The 17,429-nt window shown below is 68.2% G+C and carries 18 protein-coding genes; 7 read left to right on the top strand and 11 right to left on the bottom strand.

Translation table 11 applies throughout. The features are described 5' to 3' along the window. Positions 1-165 precede the first annotated feature (165 nt). Positions 166-1,173 (top strand): tRNA glutamyl-Q(34) synthetase GluQRS, encoded by a 1,008-nt coding sequence (gene gluQRS / locus AC07PE_RS01705; RefSeq protein WP_498760996.1) that lies wholly within the window; start codon positions 166-168, stop codon positions 1,171-1,173. Here gluQRS and AC07PE_RS01700 read toward each other — a convergent pair. Then, positions 1,124-1,729, bottom strand: a complete 606-nt coding sequence (locus AC07PE_RS01700) for a CHRD domain-containing protein (RefSeq protein WP_498760995.1) — start codon at positions 1,727-1,729, stop codon at positions 1,124-1,126. The two genes, gluQRS and AC07PE_RS01700, sit on opposite strands and share 50 nt — an antisense overlap. Positions 1,730-1,986: 257 nt before the next feature. Between AC07PE_RS01700 and AC07PE_RS01695 the strand changes: the two genes are divergently transcribed. Further along, entirely contained in the window at positions 1,987-2,865 is an 879-nt protein-coding gene (locus AC07PE_RS01695; RefSeq protein ID WP_498760993.1) for a hypothetical protein, read from the top strand. Between the two features lie 10 nt (positions 2,866-2,875). Here AC07PE_RS01695 and AC07PE_RS01690 read toward each other — a convergent pair whose 3' ends face one another. The 7 genes from AC07PE_RS01690 to AC07PE_RS01660 form a co-directional block, all read right to left on the bottom strand. Beyond that, a complete protein-coding gene (locus AC07PE_RS01690; RefSeq protein WP_498760991.1) occupies positions 2,876-3,349 on the bottom strand; it encodes a DUF421 domain-containing protein in 474 nt (157 codons plus the stop codon). A 67-nt stretch (positions 3,350-3,416) separates the two neighbouring features. Beyond that, on the bottom strand, positions 3,417-4,124 hold the full coding sequence (locus AC07PE_RS01685) for a GNAT family N-acetyltransferase (RefSeq protein WP_498760989.1): 708 nt from the start codon (positions 4,122-4,124) through the stop codon (positions 3,417-3,419). 2 nt (positions 4,125-4,126) lie between these two features. Next, positions 4,127-4,312: an oxidoreductase-like domain-containing protein gene (locus AC07PE_RS01680; RefSeq protein WP_498760987.1), complete on the bottom strand. Its 186-nt coding sequence runs from the start codon at positions 4,310-4,312 to the stop codon at positions 4,127-4,129. Continuing rightward, complete coding sequence (locus AC07PE_RS01675) at positions 4,309-4,707, bottom strand: BlaI/MecI/CopY family transcriptional regulator (protein WP_498760985.1); 399 nt, start codon at positions 4,705-4,707, stop codon at positions 4,309-4,311. Before AC07PE_RS01675 ends, AC07PE_RS01680 begins: the two co-directional genes overlap by 4 nt. 20 nt (positions 4,708-4,727) lie before the next feature. Then, complete coding sequence (locus AC07PE_RS01670; protein WP_498760983.1) at positions 4,728-5,198, bottom strand: hypothetical protein; 471 nt, start codon at positions 5,196-5,198, stop codon at positions 4,728-4,730. Positions 5,199-5,273: 75 nt separating this feature from the next. Further along, entirely contained in the window at positions 5,274-5,954 is a 681-nt protein-coding gene (locus tag AC07PE_RS01665; RefSeq protein WP_498760981.1) for a response regulator, read from the bottom strand. Positions 5,955-5,960: 6 nt separating this feature from the next. Further along, the gene (locus AC07PE_RS01660) at positions 5,961-7,580 is read right to left on the bottom strand and encodes an ATP-binding protein (RefSeq protein WP_498760979.1); all 1,620 of its coding nucleotides are present in this window, start codon (positions 7,578-7,580) and stop codon (positions 5,961-5,963) included. 161 nt (positions 7,581-7,741) lie between these two features. Here AC07PE_RS01660 and AC07PE_RS01655 point away from each other — a divergent pair, with 161 nt between their 5' ends. The 5 genes from AC07PE_RS01655 to AC07PE_RS01635 all read left to right on the top strand — a co-directional run bounded on the left by AC07PE_RS01655 (position 7,742) and on the right by AC07PE_RS01635 (position 14,192). Further along, positions 7,742-9,175: a carboxylesterase/lipase family protein gene (locus AC07PE_RS01655; RefSeq protein WP_498760977.1), complete on the top strand. Its 1,434-nt coding sequence runs from the start codon at positions 7,742-7,744 to the stop codon at positions 9,173-9,175. Between the two features lie 92 nt (positions 9,176-9,267). Further along, entirely contained in the window at positions 9,268-10,005 is a 738-nt protein-coding gene (locus tag AC07PE_RS01650) for a hypothetical protein (RefSeq protein WP_498760975.1), read from the top strand. Between the two features lie 88 nt (positions 10,006-10,093). Next, on the top strand, positions 10,094-12,316 hold the full coding sequence (locus AC07PE_RS01645; RefSeq protein ID WP_498760973.1) for a TonB-dependent receptor plug domain-containing protein: 2,223 nt from the start codon (positions 10,094-10,096) through the stop codon (positions 12,314-12,316). A 200-nt stretch (positions 12,317-12,516) separates the two neighbouring features. Further along, positions 12,517-13,530 carry a transporter gene (locus AC07PE_RS01640; RefSeq protein WP_498760971.1) on the top strand — a complete coding sequence of 338 codons (1,014 nt, stop codon included), beginning with the start codon at positions 12,517-12,519 and terminating at the stop codon, positions 13,528-13,530. A 92-nt stretch (positions 13,531-13,622) separates the two neighbouring features. Beyond that, on the top strand, positions 13,623-14,192 hold the full coding sequence (locus tag AC07PE_RS01635) for a hypothetical protein (RefSeq protein ID WP_498760969.1): 570 nt from the start codon (positions 13,623-13,625) through the stop codon (positions 14,190-14,192). 23 nt (positions 14,193-14,215) lie between these two features. Here the strand turns inward: AC07PE_RS01635 and AC07PE_RS01630 are convergent, their stop codons facing one another. Genes AC07PE_RS01630 through AC07PE_RS01620 form a run of 3 tightly spaced genes read right to left on the bottom strand, consistent with a single transcriptional unit; the run spans position 14,216 to position 17,421 of the window. Further along, complete coding sequence (locus tag AC07PE_RS01630) at positions 14,216-15,559, bottom strand: sulfite reductase subunit alpha (RefSeq protein ID WP_498760967.1); 1,344 nt, start codon at positions 15,557-15,559, stop codon at positions 14,216-14,218. Continuing rightward, positions 15,556-16,581 carry an FAD:protein FMN transferase gene (locus AC07PE_RS01625; protein ID WP_498760966.1) on the bottom strand — a complete coding sequence of 342 codons (1,026 nt, stop codon included), beginning with the start codon at positions 16,579-16,581 and terminating at the stop codon, positions 15,556-15,558. Before AC07PE_RS01625 ends, AC07PE_RS01630 begins: the two co-directional genes overlap by 4 nt. Positions 16,582-16,590: 9 nt before the next feature. Beyond that, positions 16,591-17,421, bottom strand: coding sequence for a DUF4198 domain-containing protein (locus tag AC07PE_RS01620; RefSeq protein WP_498760964.1), 831 nt, complete (start codon positions 17,419-17,421; stop codon positions 16,591-16,593). Between the last annotated feature and the right edge of the window lie 8 nt (positions 17,422-17,429).

Genomic DNA, 17,429 nt, shown 5'->3' with positions numbered 1-17,429 from the left:
TTTTATGAGATTACAGCACAGTTTTGTCCAGGACAAAGCGCGATTGTATATTACTTTTCAGCAACAATGAAGATTTGTCCTGGACAAAGTTGCGGCCGCATCCGGCGCAAGGCGCGATATGCTAAGGTGGCGCCTTCCCGATCAACCGAGCTTTCGCAGCGCGCAGTGAGCAGCCTTTCCGATTCTTCCGCAGCCCCGGCCGGCGCCTACGTCGGCCGCTTCGCCCCATCCCCGACCGGTCCGCTGCACGCCGGCTCGCTGGTCGCGGCCCTGGCCAGCTACCTGGATGCGCGCGCCAACGGCGGCGCATGGCTGATCCGCATCGAGGACATCGACGAGGGCCGCGCGGTGCCGGGCGCCGCCGAGACCATCCTCGAGCAGCTGGACTGGCTGGGCATGCATTCGGACGGCGAGATCGTCTGGCAGAGCCGGCGCAAGGCGCTGTACCAGGCCGCGCGCGAGCGCATCGCCGACTGGGTTTACGGCTGCGGCTGCAACCGCCGGGAGATCGCCGATTCGCGCCTGGGCGTGGGACCGGACGGCGCGGCCATCTATCCGGGCACTTGCCGTCACGGCCTGGCGCCGGGACGCGAAGCGCGCAGCCTGCGCCTGCGGGTGCCGGAAGCCGGCGAGGACGTGGTCGGCTTCACCGACCGTTTCGCGGGTTACCAGGAACAGCGGCTGGCGCTGGAATCGGGCGATTTCGTGCTCAAGCGCGCGGACGGCTACTGGGCTTACCAGCTGGCCGTGGTCGTCGACGATGCGGAGCAGGGCATCACCGACGTCGTGCGTGGCGCCGACCTGCTGGATTCGACCCCACGCCAGATCTACCTGCAGCGCCTGCTGGGCGTGCCGACCCCGCGCTACCTGCACGTGCCGGTCGTGCGCAATGCCAACGGTGAAAAGCTGTCCAAGCAGACCGGGGCATTGGCCGTCCTGCCCGGTCCGCATGGACGCGGTGAAGAGGCCGCCGTCGCGGCCCTGCAACAGGCGGCTGGCTTCCTGGGCTTGCGGCTGGCCTCGCCGGCCCCGTCCATCAGCTCGCTGGCCGCGTTCTGGCAAGAGGCGGTCCCGGCCTGGGCCAAGCTGCTTGCCGAACGCGGCGCCGAACTAGCGCCCCAGGCTAGCGCTGCCAGATGGTTTCCGGCCGCCTCCGCCGGCCCACCCACATGAGCGCACCCAGGCCGCCCGCCAGCATTGCCCACTCGGACGGTTCCGGGATCGGCGCGGCCACGATGAAGCCGCGGATCTCGCCTTCCGGATAAGCGCTGGTATGGATGTTGACGTAGGCCTCGTTGGCATTGAGGCCATCCACGAACGCCGAAGCCGCACCCTTCACGGTGCCGCCATGTGCCGCCACGAAGGCCGGGTCGAACGTGGCTTCGTCGTACAGCGGCAAGGTGGCCGAGAAGGTGCCGCTCTTCACGCCGGTCGGGAAGTCGGCGAAGGGGATCGCGACGCCCGCGGTGCCGGTGAAGGCGTCGGTGGTGCAGCAGTGGATGTGGGCTTCAAGTGTGCTGCCCACCAGGTCGCGGAAGGGCATGTCGACCATCAGGTTGCTGGTCCCGGGGTCGAACGTGAGCTCGATCGTGGCCACGCTGTTGCCCGGCGAGCCGTTGGGCGGGCTCTCGGCCGGGCCGCTGGCGGTAGCCCGGTAGGTCTGGGCGAAGGCCGGGCTGGCCAAGCCCGCCGCCGCTGCCAGTGCTAGAACGGACAGAACTTGTTTCATGGAATACCTCCTGTTGAACAGAGTCTCTGTAACGCACCCGTCCTGGGTGCTATGAAAAACTTAGCACGGGTGGATGGGCCGGACTCGCACCGTACGGCTGAGATAGTGCCCATGGGCGACTGAGATTAGGAAAGCTTGGCATAATGGTCAAAATGACCAGCGATTCAGTAAATATGCGATACAGATTCTTAGCCCTGCCACTTGTTTTCGTATCATGTCTGGCCCAGGCCCAGGATGCGTCCCTGCTGGCGGGCGGCATGCGGCTCGATCAGGACAAAGACGACACTTCGTTCGCCGTGGCGCTCGGCTACACCCAGCACATCAACAATTATTTTTCGGTCAGCGCCGACTACCTGAACGAAGGCCACCCAAGGCAGCACCACCGCGACGGCCTCGGTTCCCAGGTCTGGATCCACACGGCCGTCCCCACGCGCGGCTGGTCGCTCGCGGCCGGTTTCGGTCCCTACTATTACTTCGACACCAACACCGGCAACGGCACGCTGGCCGACTATCGCAACGACCACGGCTGGGGCCAGCTGATGAGCGTGAGCGCCAAGTACCACCTGGCCTCGAACGCCTATCTCGAAGCGCGCCTGTCGCACACCCACGGCATCACCAGCCACGACACCACGATGCTGCTGTTCGGCGCCGGCTACGAGCTGCGCAATCTGCCGCGCGAGATCCGCCTGCAGAACGCGGAACGGGGCGACAATCTGCTGATGCTGCTGGGCGGACGCTCGATCGTGAACAGCCTGGCATCCGAGACCGCGACCTCCTACGGCCTCGAATACCGCCGCACGGTGAACCCGAACCTCGAGTGGAGCGTGATCCTGATGAGCGAAGGGAAGGTCGATGCGGCCGAGCGCAAGGGCGTCTCCGGCCAGGTGTGGCTGCTGCGCCCCTTCACCGAGCGCACGGTGCTGGAGATGGGCTTCGGCGCCTACGCCATGCGCGACCAGCTCGACCGCAAGGACGCCAACGACGAACGCGAAAACCACGTGGCGCCGATCGCCTCGATCGGCATGCGCTACCGCATCAGCGACGACTGGCGCGCCCAGCTCACCTGGAGCCGCGTGATCACGAGCTATGAGCGGGATTCGGATGTGTTCATGCTGGGCGTCGGCGTCGCTTTCTGATCGATTCGACTCAGCCGCCCGCCTTCGGCTGCTTCATGATGGTGATGCTGCCGTCCGCTTCCAGAAAAGCGCATTGCATTTCGTGGCGTGCGCAGCCGGATTCGCGCAAGGCCTGCTCGAGGTCGATCTGGCCGATGCGGTTGCGGCGCACGACCTTGTCGAAGAAGACGCCGTCGCGGCCGATCAGCACGGTGTCGCCCTCGACCATCGCTTCCACTTTGCGGCTGCGCGCCGACAGCAGGCCGATGCCGCCGTTCAGCACGATCAGGGTCGCCGCGATGATCAGGCCACCGCTGACCGAACTGTCGCCGCCCGACAGCCCGTTGGACACCGATTCGGACAGCAGCATCACGACCAGCAAGTCGAACGGCGTCAGCTGGCTGATCGTGCGCCGGCCCGACAGGCGCACCATGACCAGCAGGGCCAGATAAATCATCGCGCCGCGGACGACAAATTCCCACCAGGGGAGATCCATATCGAACATGACGGCCTCTCATGGAATGCTTGCGGATGAGAGGATTGTAGTGACAGTGGACGGGTTTGATCGTTCGCTAGGGAACGTAGTGCGCCTCTGGTGTCACGACCCGCACCACCGTCTCGCAATAATCCCGGAACCCCATCCGCAGATACAGCCCATGCGCCGCTTCGTTCGCCCGCATCACATGCAGGAAGGGCGTCTCGCCGCGCAGCAGCTGGCGCCGGATCAGCTTCAGCATCAGGCGGCGCGCATGGCCGCGGCCGCGGTGGTCGGGATGGGTGGCGACCCCGCTGATTTCGTGCAGCCCGGGCGCGGCCATGCGCTCGCCGCTCATCGCGATCAAGGTGCCGCCGCGCGCTTCATCGCCATCGAAGTAGCCGAAGTATTCGCCCAGCTCGATGGTCCGCGGGCCGAAGGGGCCGGACTTTGCCAGCAGGGCCAGCGCCAGCGCCTGTTCCGCATGGCGGGCGTCGAGCGGCACGGCATCCGGCGCCTCGTCCCGTTCGGGCAGCGCGCCATCCCAGACCATCCGGACCATGGTCGATTCGGCCTCGATGCGCCAGCCCGCCGGCGCCGGGCCGGACCAGCTGTCGCAGTAGAAGCGTTCGCCCGCTTCGCAGAAGGGCCGCAGGGCCGCGAAGTCCGGCTGCTGCGGATCGGGGAAGGCGACGATGGGCGAGAAGCCCGGGGCGTAACGCCGCGCGGTATCGGTGCCCGTCGACAGGTGGGCGTGCGGGCCGCTCAGGGCGTTCCAGAAGATGTTGTCGAGCAGATGGGCCATGGCTAATTCGCTGCCTCGGGATGCCGCGCCAGCCAGGCGGCCAGCGCGAGTTCGTAGTTCTCGCACGCGATCTGGTACACGTCGAACACGCAGGTGACGCAGCCGGTGCCGCAGCAATCCTCGAGTTCCGGTTCCTTCGGTGGCAGCGGACGCGGGTCGAGCTCCGCAGGCGGCAGCGGCTCGCTCACGGTTCTTTCCTGTCGTTGAGGATGGCCTGGATTTCCTCGCGCTCCTTCTTGCTGACGTGGCCGCGCAGGGCGGCCAGCACCAGCGCCTTGCCGGAGCCGGAAAAGGCCTTGGTAATCAGTTCGCTGACCAGGCTCGTTTGCAGGGCGTCCTGCGGCTGGGCCGGCGTGTAGACGTGGGCGCGCTGGGTCTCGTCGCGCAACAGCAGGCCCTTGGCGTGCATCAGCTGCAGCAGGCGCAGCACGGTGGCCGCCGTCATGTCGGGGCGGTCGCTTGCCATGGCCTCGTGCACCTGTTTGGCCGTAGCCGGGCCGAGCTGCCACAGGATGCGCAGCAGCTCCAGTTCGGACGGGGTCGGTTTGGGGGGAGAAGCGGGATGCGGCATGCGGTGCAGCATACCGTCTCCCGCCCTGAATGTCACTCCGTCAGCTGGTATTCACGCAGCGAAAACACCATCTTGCCGCCTTGCTTCCGGCAGACGCCGGTCATGGTTTCGCCCGGACGCAGGGTAAAGCTCATGCGCGTACCCGGCTTCCTGGCGGCGCAGTCGGCGTGGGCGCTTTCCGGCACCGGCGACAGCTTCGGCGGCGGTGGCGGAGCGGGTGGTGCGGGCGGCATGGGCGGCGCCGGGATGGCGGGCATTGCAGGCATTGCGGGCATGGCGGCATCGGCCGGCGCGTAGGCCATCGCACCGTCGGGCGCAGGGGGCGCGGGAGGCGCAGGCGGTTCCGGCGGGGCAGGAGGACGCGGCGGCTTCGGCGGCTTGGGCGGCGGCGGGCAATTGGCGTCCTTGTCCTTGCAGTTGACGTAGACATGGACGTCGGCCAGGCTGGCGCCGGCGGCGCTGGACAGCAGGGCAAACATCAGGATGGCGGCGCTGGTTTTCATGGTGTTCTCCTCAGGTTGGATGAACACATGGTGCCTCCCGAATGTGGAGAAAAAATGAAGATTTGTGCGTGCGGGTCACAAATCGAACCGGTAGCCCAGTCCATAGATCGAATGGATGGCTTCCACGCCCGGCAGCACGGCATCCAGCTTGCGCCGCAGGTTCTTGACGTGGCTGTCGATGGCGCGGTCGGCCACCTCGAGGCTGGCGTTGCCCTCGCGCGCCGCATCCAGCAGCTGGGCGCGCGAAAACACCTGGCCGGGCCGGTGCGCCAGGGCTGCCAGGATGCCGTATTCGGTGGGCGTCAGCTCGAGCGGACGGCCGTGGATGCGGATGCGGCGCGCGGCTGGATCGACGTCGATGAGCGGCGCTGCGGGCATGGCGGCAGGCGCCTGGCTGGTACGCCGCAGGATGGCCTTGATGCGGGCCATCAGCTCGCGCGGGCTGAAGGGCTTGCACAGGTAGTCGTCGGCCCCCAGCTCGAGGCCGAGCAGGCGGTCGATCTCCTCGACGCGCGCGGTCACCATCACGATCGGCAGATCCGAAAACGCACGTACTTCGCGGCACACCGACAGGCCGTCCAGGCCGGGCAGCATCAGGTCCAGCACCACCAGCGCCGGCGGCTGGCGCCGGATCGCGTCCAGGGCCAGGGCGCCGTCGCCGAACACGGTGGCGCGGTAGCCGGCGGCGCGGGCATAGTCGGCCACCAGCGCGGCCAGTTCGGGTTCGTCCTCGACGATGAAAATGTCGGTGCTCATGGGCGCTTAGCGAATGGCTATCAGCGGGATGGAGATCGTGGCGCGCAGGCCTTGCAGAGGCGAGTGCGCGAAGCTCAGTTGCGCACCCTGCGCTTCCAGCAGGCGGCGGCACAGGGCGAGCCCGAGGCCGGCGCCGCCGTGGGCGCGGCTGCGCGAGGCGTCGACGCGGTAGAAGCGCTGCGCCAGGCGTTCGAGCGCGTCGTCGGGTACGCCGGGCGCGCTGTCGTCCAGGTGGAGGTGCAGCAGGGCGCCGTCGATGTCGGCGGAGAGTCGCACCTGCCCGCCGGCTTTCGTGTAGCGCAGGCTGTTCTCGAGCAGGTTGTCGAGCACCTGGCGCATGCGGTCCGGGTCGGCCACGACCATTGCGCGCGGCGGCGCCGGGCCGAGCGCCAGCGAAAGCCCAGCCGCCTGCAGGCGCGCTTCGAAGGCGCGGGCCTGGCCCTCGGCCAGCCGCCACAGGTCGAGGCGTTCGGGCTTGACGTCGAGGGCGCCGATGTCGGCCCGCGCCAGCGCGTACAGCTCGTCGATCAGCTTGTTCAGGGCCAGCACCTGGCGCAGCATGGCGTCGACGGTGTCCGGGCTTGCAGTGCGCACGCCGTCCTGGATCGCCTCGAGCTGGGCGCGCAGCACCGCCAGCGGGGTGCGCAGCTCGTGCGAGGTATCGGCCACCCACTGGCGGCGCGCGCTCTCGGCGCTGTCGAGACGCTGGGCCAGGGTGTTGAAGTGGCGCGCCAGCTCGCCCAGTTCGTCGCTGCGGGAGGCGGGCAGGCGCACGTCGAAGCGGCCTTCGGCCAGCATGCCGGCGCCGCCCGCCAGCGACTGGATCGGCCGGCGGAAGTGGCGCGCCAGCAGGGTCGCGGCCAGCGCCGAGAAGGCCACCGCAAAGGCCAGGATCCACCACAGGCTGGCGCCCAACTGATCGAGGAAGGCCAGCGCCATGGCGTCGCTGGGGCGAGGGCTGCGCGCCACGCCCAGGTAGCCGACCGTGCGGCCGTTCACCTCGATGGGACGACGCGCCAGCGGGATCGCATCCGGGCTGCGTCCGGCCAGGTAGCGGCCGTCGGCATCGAGCAGGGTGATGCGCTGCGGCAGGGAGGCCTCGGCGCCGGCTTCCTGGTCGATGGCGCCGGCATCGACACGCGGCGCGGGCAGAGGCGGCAGCGGTGGCGCCGGCGGTTCGGGCGGGGCCGGCGGCTGGACCGGCGCGGCGGGCGGCGCCGGCGCAACCGGGGCCACCTGCGCCACCTGCGCATTCACGGCGGGGGCGGGAGGCACTTCCGGAACCGGGACCGCGGCGGCATGCGCATGCGCTTTGACGGATGCTACCGGCGGCGGCGCCGGCGGCGCGGCGGGCTCCTCGCGCTCGCGCTGCAGGCGTTCCAGCTCGCGCGCGATCCAGCGCCGCCGGCCGTCGGCCTCGGGCAGGAAGCGCCAGCCGCCGTCGCTGCGGTACTGGCGCGCCAGCGATACGGACAGCTCGTCTAGGCGGTCCAGTTCGATGCCGACGGCGTAGTCGCCGAAGCCCGCCAGCACGTTCTGGCGCAGCAGATAGACGGCGCCCGCCGCCACCGCGAGGATCGCAAGCAGGACGGAGATGAACAGGCGGTGACCGATCGAGATCTTCAAGGCGTCGTAAATAGTGGGAGGCGAGTCATTCTAGGGCAAGTTGGCTTGCCCCCACCAGTTCCCTGTTTCGTCGGCACGCAGCCGGGGTCTGTCGGAATTCGATTGACGGCCTGACATGCCCTCATTAGCATCAGCCGGATTCAGCCACCGGAGACCTGCCCATGCCCCGCACCATCCTCATCGCCGCCATCCTCGCCATCGCCGCGCCGGCTTTCGCCGCCACCAAGGCCGGGCCGGTCGCCGCCATCGACACCGGCAAGCTGGCAGGCGCCGTCGAGGATGGGGTGGCAAGCTGGAAGGGCATCCCCTTCGCCGCGCCGCCCGTCGGCCCGCTGCGCTGGCGCGCGCCGCAGCCGGCCGCGCCGTGGCAGGGCGTGCGCCAGGCCACCGAATACGGCCACGACTGCATGCAGCTGCCTTTCGCCAGCGATGCCGCGCCGCTCGGCACGCCCCCGGCGGAAGACTGCCTGTACGCGAACGTCTGGAGCCCGACCGTCAGGTCGGGCGCGAAGCCCGGCACCAAGGGCAAGCTGCCGGTGATCGTCTGGATCTACGGCGGCGGCTTCGTCAACGGCGGCAGCTCGCCGCCGACCTATTCGGGCGCGCAGCTGGCGAAGCAGGGCGTGGTGGTGGTCAGCTTCAATTACCGGCTCGGGCGCTTCGGCTTCTTCGCCCATCCGGGCCTGAGCCGCGAAGGCGGCGACGCGCCGGCCGGCAATTACGGCTTCATGGACCAGATCGCGGCCCTGCAGTGGGTGAAGCGCAATGTGGCGGCCTTCGGTGGCGATCCGTCGCAGGTCACGATCTTCGGCGAGTCCGCGGGCGGCATGTCGGTCGTCACGCTGCTGACTTCACCGATGGCGCAGGGCCTGTTCGCGAAGGCGGTGGTGCTGTCGGGCGGCGACGGCGGCGCGGCGAAGGCGCCGCTGGCCTACGCCGAGCAGGTCGGCGTCAACTTCGGCGTCAACAAGGGCATCGCGGCGGACGACCCGAAGGCGCTGGACAAGCTGCGCGCGCTGAGTGCGGACGACATCGTGGACGGCATGAACCTCGCCAATCGCGCGCCCGTCAATCCGCCCACCTATCTCGGCCCCTTCACCGACGGCAAGCTGGCACTCGACCCGAACGCCGCCTTTGCCGCGGGCCGCTTTGCCAAAGTGCCGGTGATGATAGGCGCCACCAGCGCCGACATCGGCGGCAAGACCGGCTTCATGGTCGCCGGTGCGCGCAGCATGGCCGGCACCCTGGCCGGGCAGGGCGTGCCGGTCTACGCCTACCGCTTCTCCTACGTGGCCGAATCGCTGAACGAGCAGGGCGCGCAGCACGCCAGCGACATCCCCTTCTTCATGGACACCGCCGCCATCAAGTACGCCGGCAAGACCACGGCGCGCGACCGTGCCATGGGCAAGGCGATGAGCGGCTACCTCGTCAACTTTGCCAAACGCGGCGACCCGAACGGCGGCGGCCTGCCTGCCTGGCCGCGTTACGCACGCGCCAGTGATGAGATCATGGATTTCGCACCCACGGGCAAGCCAGTTGCAGGGAAAGATCCTTGGGGAACGGAGATTGACGCGGCACAGGCCGCACGCCATTGAACGCCGGTCCGCCTGCGCACGGGTGAGAAAGTACGCATTTTTCCAGACCGTTTTTTGATATTGTGACAAAGCTTAAATCGACGGGGACTTTCATGAAGCGGATCGCAGGCTGGCTGTTGATGTTGTGTTTGTTGGTGGCATGCAGCGACCCGGACCAGGGCCCGCCGCTGGGCGCCTTCGCGGCCATCAAGAAGACGGAAACCGATGCGCCCTTCAACATCACGCCACCCTCGTCGAAGAGCCCGGCGGCCTTCACCTACACCAGCAGCAACGCGGCGGTCGCCACCATCGCCGGCAGCCTGGTCACCATCAAGGGGCCAGGTGAGAGCACCATTACCGCGTCCCAGCCTGCCATCGGCGGCTGGGGGCCGACCTCGGCTTCGACCACGCTCACCGTCACCGCCGTCCCATGCGACACCGGAAGCGTGCGCATCAACGGCGCCTGTGTCGTGGTGCCGACCTGCGTGGCGCCCGCGACCCTGGCCAACAACCAGTGCGTGCCGCCGGTCAGCAATGCGAACCTGGTCACGGCCAACTTCCTGGCCTGGTCGGGCGTGAGCTTCGCCGACAACTGGACCAAGGCCAACGCTTACTGCGCGAGCATCACGATCGAGGGACGGAGCGGCTGGAGCATGCCCAGCGCGGACCAGCTCAAGGCGCTGCAGGCCAGCGGCGCACTCGCCGGCCAGAACTGGACCTTGGGCAATACCTGGTCGTCGACCATGGGCACCACGGCCAACACCGCAAGCCATGTGGCGGTGAACCTGGCGGACGGGACTGCGGTGGAACGCGCGGACACGGCGAATTCCTATGTCAGCTGCGTGCGCTGAATTTGTTGCATTGTGACAATTGACGTAACTTGGAGGTTGATGCAACTGGTATCGTGATTGGCTGTCGAGTAACCGCAAGCAGCCCTTCATGATCTTCAAGCATCGCCCCGTCGCAGTCGCCGTCCACTTCGCCCTGTTGACCTTGCCGGCCGCCGCGCTGGGGCAGACCGCGGCCATTACGTCCGCCGAACCCGCCGCCGACAAGCCGGCTGCCAAGCCGGCGCCGGCAAAAAAGGACGCCGCGATCTCGAGCGTCGAAGTGAAAGGCGCGGCCAGCAACTACGATCCGCGCCGCGACGATACCGCCAGCAAGACCGTGCTGAACGCGGAAGAAATCCGCAAATACGGCGACGACAACATCTACGATGTGCTGAAGCGTGCGCCGGGCGTGACCGTGACCGGCAAGACCCTGCGCATGCGCGGCCTGGGCGCCGGCTACACCCAGATCCTGGTCAACGGCGACCGCCCGCCGCCAGGCTTCAACCTGGACAATCTGGCGCCCGACCAGATCGAGCGCATCGAGATCATCCGCGCCGCCAGCGCCGAGTACTCGATGCAGGCGATTGCCGGCACCATCAACATCGTGCTGAAGAAGGTGACGGCGAAGGCGCAGCGCGACTTGCGCCTGGCCTACTACAACGCGCCGACCAGCCATGGCTACAGCGTGGGGGGCACCCTGGGCGACAAGACCGGCCAGCTGTCCTACTTCCTGAACGGCTTCCTGTATGGCGGGAACAACGACAGCCGGGGCAGCAGCAGCGCCAGCCTGACGCTACCTTCCGGCGAGGTGACGCAGCTGCGCAGCTCGCGCTCCGACGGCAGCGGCAGCTACCGCGGCGTCATCCTGTTCCCGCGCGCGTCCTGGAAGTTCGACGATGGCGATGAACTGAACGTGTCGGGCGCCGTCCAGTCAGGCCGCAACGGCTGGGATGGCAGCTCGCACAACGAGAACCTGATCGGCAGCTTCGCCAACCCGGACTACATCGACTACAACTACCGCTCGCCGAACAGCATGACGATGGTGCAGGGCGAGATCGGCTGGGGCGCGAAACTCGCGGGCGGCAAGCTGGACCTGAAAGTGTCGGCCGAGCGCAGCCGCAACAGCGACGAGCAGCTCAACGAGATGTTCACCGCGAACCACGTCCAGCGCCTGCTGCGCGACTGGGACAGCGTCAATCGCGCCCATCGCACCAGCCTGCGCGGCAAGTACACGCGCTCGCTCTTTGACGGGCATTCGCTGTCGGCCGGACTGGAAGGCAGCGTGCAGGAAAGCGAGCAGACGCGCGACCGCCACGACCAGTTGAACCAGGATGCGCCGACCCACCTCATCGAGAGCTTCGAGCCGAAGATTTCCCGTCTGGCCGGCTACGTGCAGGACGAGTGGAGCGTCGACAAGCAGCTATCCGTGTACCTGGGCGCGCGCTGGGAAGGCGTGCAGACCGACAGCGTCGCCGACAGCGGATCGGCAGGCAGCTTCACGACCAGCTCGCGCAATCACGTGCTGAGCCCCGTGGCCCAGACCCTTTACAAATTCCCCGGCGACAGCGGCCGCCAGCTGCGCATGGCCTTCACGCGCACCTACAAGGCGCCCACCGTCGACCAGTTGACGGCGCGCCGCTACGAAGCCGCCGTCAACACCCGCTTCGCCGCCGATTCCAGCGGCAACCCGGACCTGCGTCCGGAACTGGCGAACGGCATCGACATCAGCTACGAGCACTTCCTGAAGGACGGCGCCATGTTCTCGGCGAGCGTGTCGCGCCGCGCGATTTCGGACTACATCCGCACCACGCTCGACGTCGACGCCAACGGACGCTGGGTCTACCGTCCGCTGAACGACGGCGATGCGCTGGTGCGCTCGCTGCAGCTGGAAGCCAAGGCGCCGGGCAAGGCCTTGTCGGCGGCGCTGAGCGACTTCGACCTGCGCGCGAGTTTCAGCCGCAACTGGTCGCGGGTCAGCTCCGTGCCCGGTCCCGGTAATCGCCTCGACGGCCAGACCGCGATGTCGGCCACCGCCGGCATCGATTACCGGAAGGGCGACCTGACCATGGGCAGCAGCCTGTCCTGGCAGCAGGGCGGCTGGGTGAAGATCTCCGAGGCGCAGAGCCAGTTCCAGCAGACCCGGCGCGACCTGGATGCCTACCTGCTTTACAAGTTCAACCCGCGCTACCAGCTGCGTGTGTCCGCGAACAACCTGCTGGGGCAGGACAACAGCTCGGACCGGATCTACCGGGACGCTGCGGGCACCTCGCGCGAGACCAGTTTCAATGCGGGGTATGTGCGGGTGGCGGCGAACCTGGAAATGAAGTTTTGACGGCGCGCGCAAAAAAAAATCCGCCGGCGGCAAGCACGGCGGATGAATGCATATCCGGGGTGGAGATACACAAGAGATTGAGGCAATCTTATCTGGCTATCATGTCAGCCTGATGACAAGGTCGGCCCGCCGCAACAGCCGCCATCCCGCGCCGCCGCTTGCTCTACAATGCGCGGATCCTTCTAGTTCATGAGGTGCACATGGCGGCGCTGCCGGGGTTCAGCTACGGTTCGGACGATTCGGGTCTGGTATGGGGCTTCCTGCTGGGAGGGCAGGCGGCCGCGCAGCCCATCGATGCGGCCGGCGCCATCGCGCGCCTGCGCGAGCCCGTGCCGGGGCAGTTCGTCTGGCTGCACTTCAACCTGTCGAACACGGCCAGCGAGCGCTGGCTGCGCAGCCATGCGAAGCTCGGCGACGACTTCTACGAGATGCTGCACCAGGGCTCGCGCTCGACCCGCATCGAGATCGCCGACGATGCCCTGATCGCGGTGGTCAACGACGTGCTCCACAACTTCTCCTTCGACAGCGCCGAGATCTCGACCCTGTGGGTGCACGTGACCCCGCACGGCGTGATCAGCGCGCGCCGCAAGCCGCTCGAATCGATCGAGCGCCTGCGCCAGGCGGTGGTCGCCGGCGCGCCGCTGCGTTCTCCGGTCGAGCTGCTGGTGCACCTGCTGCAGGACCAGGCCGACGTGCTGGTCAACATCGTGCGCGACGCCGTGGCCCGCGTCGACACCACCGAAGACCAGCTGCTGGCCGGCCGCCTGACGCGCAAGCGCGAAGACCTGGGCGCGCTGCGCCGTGTGCTGGTGCGCCTGCAGCGCCTGCTGGCGCCGGAACCCGCCGCGTTGTTCCGCCTGCTGCAGCGGCCACCGAGCTGGATCGCGCCGGAGGACCGCCAGGACCTGCGCCAGTCGACCGAGGAATTCACGGTGGTGCTGAGCGACCTGGCCTCGCTGCAGGAACGCATCAAGCTGCTGCAGGAAGAGATCGCGGCCCAGGTCAACGAGGACAACAACCGCAGCCTGTTCCTGCTGACCATCGTGACCGTGATGGCGCTGCCGATCAACCTGATCGCCGGCCTGCTGGGCATGAATGTGGGCGGGGTGCCGCTGGCGCAGCACGAGCACGGATTCTGGATCGTGCTGTCGTTCACGGCGATGTTCACCGGGGTGGTGGCGTGGCTGCTGCTGCGCTTGCAGAGGCAGCGCTAGCCGCCGCGCAAGCGCGTGACAAAGCGCGCATTTCGCGCGGCCTTGCCCTGCTAAGCTTTGGCGGATACTCATCCGATACGAAGACGAACATCATGGGCATTTCGCTTGCGTGGGTCGCGGTCAAGGGACTCGAACCGGACACCATCCTAGCCAGGCTGGCGCTGGAACCGACAGGGAGAAGCTGTGACCTCCTCGAGACCGACATCGCCGCCCATCCCTTGCCCGGCAACGGGCAGATGGTCGCTGCCCTCGATTGCGCTCACCGCATCATCCAGGCCGACAGCATGGCCAGCCTGTCGGCAGGCTGCCAGGCGCTTGCCTGCGCGGTCGAAGAGCATGTGAATTTCGCGCTCTGCGAGCTGTGGCAGGACGGCAGGCGTCTGTGGCAGGTCCAGTACATTGGCAGCGAGGACCCGGAAGAGTTCAGCCACGAAGGCGAGCTGCCGCCGCGCTTTCACGAACTGCTGGCGAAGGTCGCGCCGGAAGACAGCGAGGATCCGGACGGGTACTACCTGATGGATATCCCGCTGATCCTCGCGAAGGAATTCTCGGGCTTCCATTATGGCGAGAACGACCCCGCCTTCGATGCGATCCCCTTCCAGGAGCTGAAAGACCTGCGGGCGAGGCCGAAGGCCGGCTGGTGGAAAAGGCTGTGGGCCTGAGCGACGGGACCTCGCCCGATCGCTCAATAGACGTCGCGCCGGTAGCGCCCTTCAGTCGCCAGCTGCTCCAGCACCTCGCCGCCAAGAATCTCCTGCAGCGCCTCGTGCACACCGCCCGCCATGCCCTGCAGGCTGCCGCACACGTAGATCGCTGCGCCGTGCTCGACCCACTCCCGCACGGACGCCGCCTGCGCCCGAAGCACATCCTGCACATACAGCCGCTTTTCCTGATCGCGCGAAAACGCCAGATCCAGCCTGTCCAGCCAGCCGGACGATTGCCAGCCTTCCAGCTCGCCGCGCAGCAGGAAGTCGTGGGCCGCGTTGCGCTCCCCGAACAGCAGCCAGTTCTCGCGCACGCCCAGCTGGACGCGGGCGCGCAGCAGGCCACGCAGGCCGGCGAGGCCGCTGCCGTTGCCGATCAAAAGCATGGGCCGGCGCGCGTTGTCGCCGAGGCGGAAGCGCTGGTGTTCGCGGATGCGCAGGCGGATCGTATCGTCGGCAGCCGCGCCTTCGCATAACCAGCCGGAAGCGGCGCCGGGGCTGCCGTCCTCGTGCCTTTGCAGGCGCACCAGCAGCTCCAGCCGGCCGTCGGATGGGATCGAGGCGATCGAATATTCGCGCGGATGCTCGGGGTCGGCAGGCGCGCTGATTTGCGCCAGGTCGCCGGCTTCCCACTCGGGCAGCACGGCGCCGACCGACGCCAGCGCCAGCCGGTACAAGGGCGCGCCGAGACTGCCCGGATTCAGCAGCTCGCGCTCGGCGATGCGCCAGTCCCCATAGGCCGGCGCTTCCCAGTCCGGCGCATCGATGGTGCCGGCCAGGCGGGCGAGGTGGTGCTGCCAGTCTTCGAGTGCCTTGGCGTCGCCGCGGTCGACGTCGATGCGTTCGAACAGCGGGGTGGCGCCGGCCCTCGATAGCCAGGCGTCCAGCGCGCGGCCGAAGCCGCAGTAATTGGCGTAGCTGCGGTCGCCCAGCGCCAGTACGGCGTAGTGCAGGTGGGCCAGGTCCGCGCCGTCGGCCATCAGGCGTCCGGCAAAGCGGGCCGCCGTGTCGGGGGCGTCGCCTTCGCCGTAGGTGCTGGCGACGAACAGGATGCGGCTTGCGCCGCGCAGGCTGGCGTCGTCGAGGCTGGAGATGCAGGCGGCGCGGGCCGCCAGGCCGCCGGTGGCGAGCAGGTCGGCGCTGCGGCGGGCCAGGTATTCGGCGCTGCCGGTCTGGCTTGCGTACACGACCAGCCAGTCGGCCGGCGCGCTTGATGCCGTCGACTTGGCGCGCGCCGCGCGCAGGTAGTTCGCGCACATGGCCAGGTAGCCGGCGGACAGCAGCAGGGCGCTGCCCCAGCGCAGCGGTTCGATCGTCATCATCATTGCAGCAGTTCGCGCCAGGCGGGCGTGTCGACTTCGCGCAGCCCGTCGCCGTCGCGCAGCAGGTAGCGCGCCGCGATGCCGCGCCCTTCGGCGAAGGGCAGGCCGGCTTCCACGCCCATCACGGTCAGCGCCGTCGACAGCGCGTCGGCTGCCATGCAGGTGGGGGCCAGCACCGTCACCGAGGCGACGTCGTTGGCAATCGGATAGCCGGTGCGCGGGTCCAGCGTGTGGGAGGCGCGCCGGTGTGCGTGCTGGCTCATCGAAAGCTGATAATAGCGGCGGTAATCGCCCGAGGTGGCCACGGCCAGGCCGTGCAGGGCGACCACCGATTGCGGCACCGGACTGCCTGCCGCATCGGGCACGCCTTCCAGCTCGACCCACCAGGGCTGGCCATCGAGCTTGACGCCGGCGCCACGCAGTTCGCCGCCGACTTCGACCAGGTAGTGGCGCACGCCCAGCGCTTCCAGGCGCTGCGCCAGGCAGTCGACCGCGTAGCCCTTGGCCACCGACGACAAATCGAGGATGGCGCCGCCCGGCTGGTACAGGCAGCGGCTGTCGCGGTCCAGGCGCGGCCGGTGACCCTGGCGTTGCGCCAGCACGGCGGCTACCAGTTCGGGGGGCGGAGCATAGAAGCCGGCCTGGTCGTAGCGGCCGGTCGGCCCGAAGCCCCACAGGTTGACCAGCGCGCCGGCGGCCGGGTCGTAGGCGCCGCCGGTCTCGTCGCGCACCTTCAGCGCATAGTCCATCACTGCGAAGAACTGCGGCGGCAGCGCATGCCAGGTCTCGGCAGGCGCGCGGTTGTAGCGGGAGAGCAGGGAGCTGCCGTCCCAATGGCTCATCTGCGCGACGATCTCGTCCAGCTCGCGCTGGAGCGCCGGACCAAGCTCGGCGTCCACCGCCGGCGGCAGCATCATGCGCGCCGACCAGTCGGTGCCCATCGACACGCCGCCCAGGCTATGCAGGCGGCAGCCGGGGGAGGGCGGGACCGGGTCGATCTCCAGCGGAACGAGAACTGCGCGCATCTGAAGCGTTTACTCCGGCAGGATCTCGAGCGTCGCCGAGTAGCTGTAGCGCTTGGCGTCCGCAGGACCCTCCGCGCCCGGGCCGCGCGGCGCGTTGGCCGGATAGGCGGCGCTGAGCCAGTACATGTTCGGCGCCGGCAGGGTGAACGTGGCTTCGCCCTTGGCGTCGGTGGTGAGGCGCACTTCGTTCAGCGTGCCGCGGTACTTGACGCCGCCCGGAATCAGGCTGAACGGGAAGTTGGCCAGCGGCTTGCCGTCCAGCTGGAAGCGGAAGGTGGCCTTCTCGCCGGCGTGCAGCTCGTTCGGATGGGTGACCGGCACCAGTTCCAGGCCGGTGCCGAGCGGCTTGAGGGCGCCGGTAGTGGCCTTGTTGGCGGTGACGAAGGTGTCCTGGCGCTGGACCATGGTGGTGCGCTTGACTTCCGTTGCGCCAGCCGGGATTTCCTTGTCCGCGGTCTGCTCGGTGGCGCGGAAGCGCTTCATCTCGCCATTCAGCTTGTAGCTGCCCATGACGCTGGTCGCGGCCAGCGTGATGCGGTAGGTGCCGTTCTTCGGCAGCTTGAGGTCGACGCTGGAGCGGAACTTGCTCATGGTGGCGGCGGGCGCCAGGCTGGTCTGGCCGTCCGGATCGGTGACCGTCAGGCCGTCCATGCGCAAGGGCATGTGGTCGATGTCGAACAGGCCTTCCGAGACGGCGCCGTCGATCGTGACCCAGGCTTCGCGGTCGGTCTCGATGAGGGTGCTGCTCGGCAGCATCCACGGCTTGTGGGCCTGGGCGGCGCAGGCGATGCCGGCGAGGGCGATCGCGATGGCGAACTGCTTCATGAACTTGGTTTGCATGGGGGGCT

The organism is Telluria sp. GW821-FHT07G12, assembly GCF_059418525.1.
The sequence above is the reverse complement of the archived record's forward strand: the minus strand, read 5'-3'. Positions and strand labels throughout refer to the sequence as shown.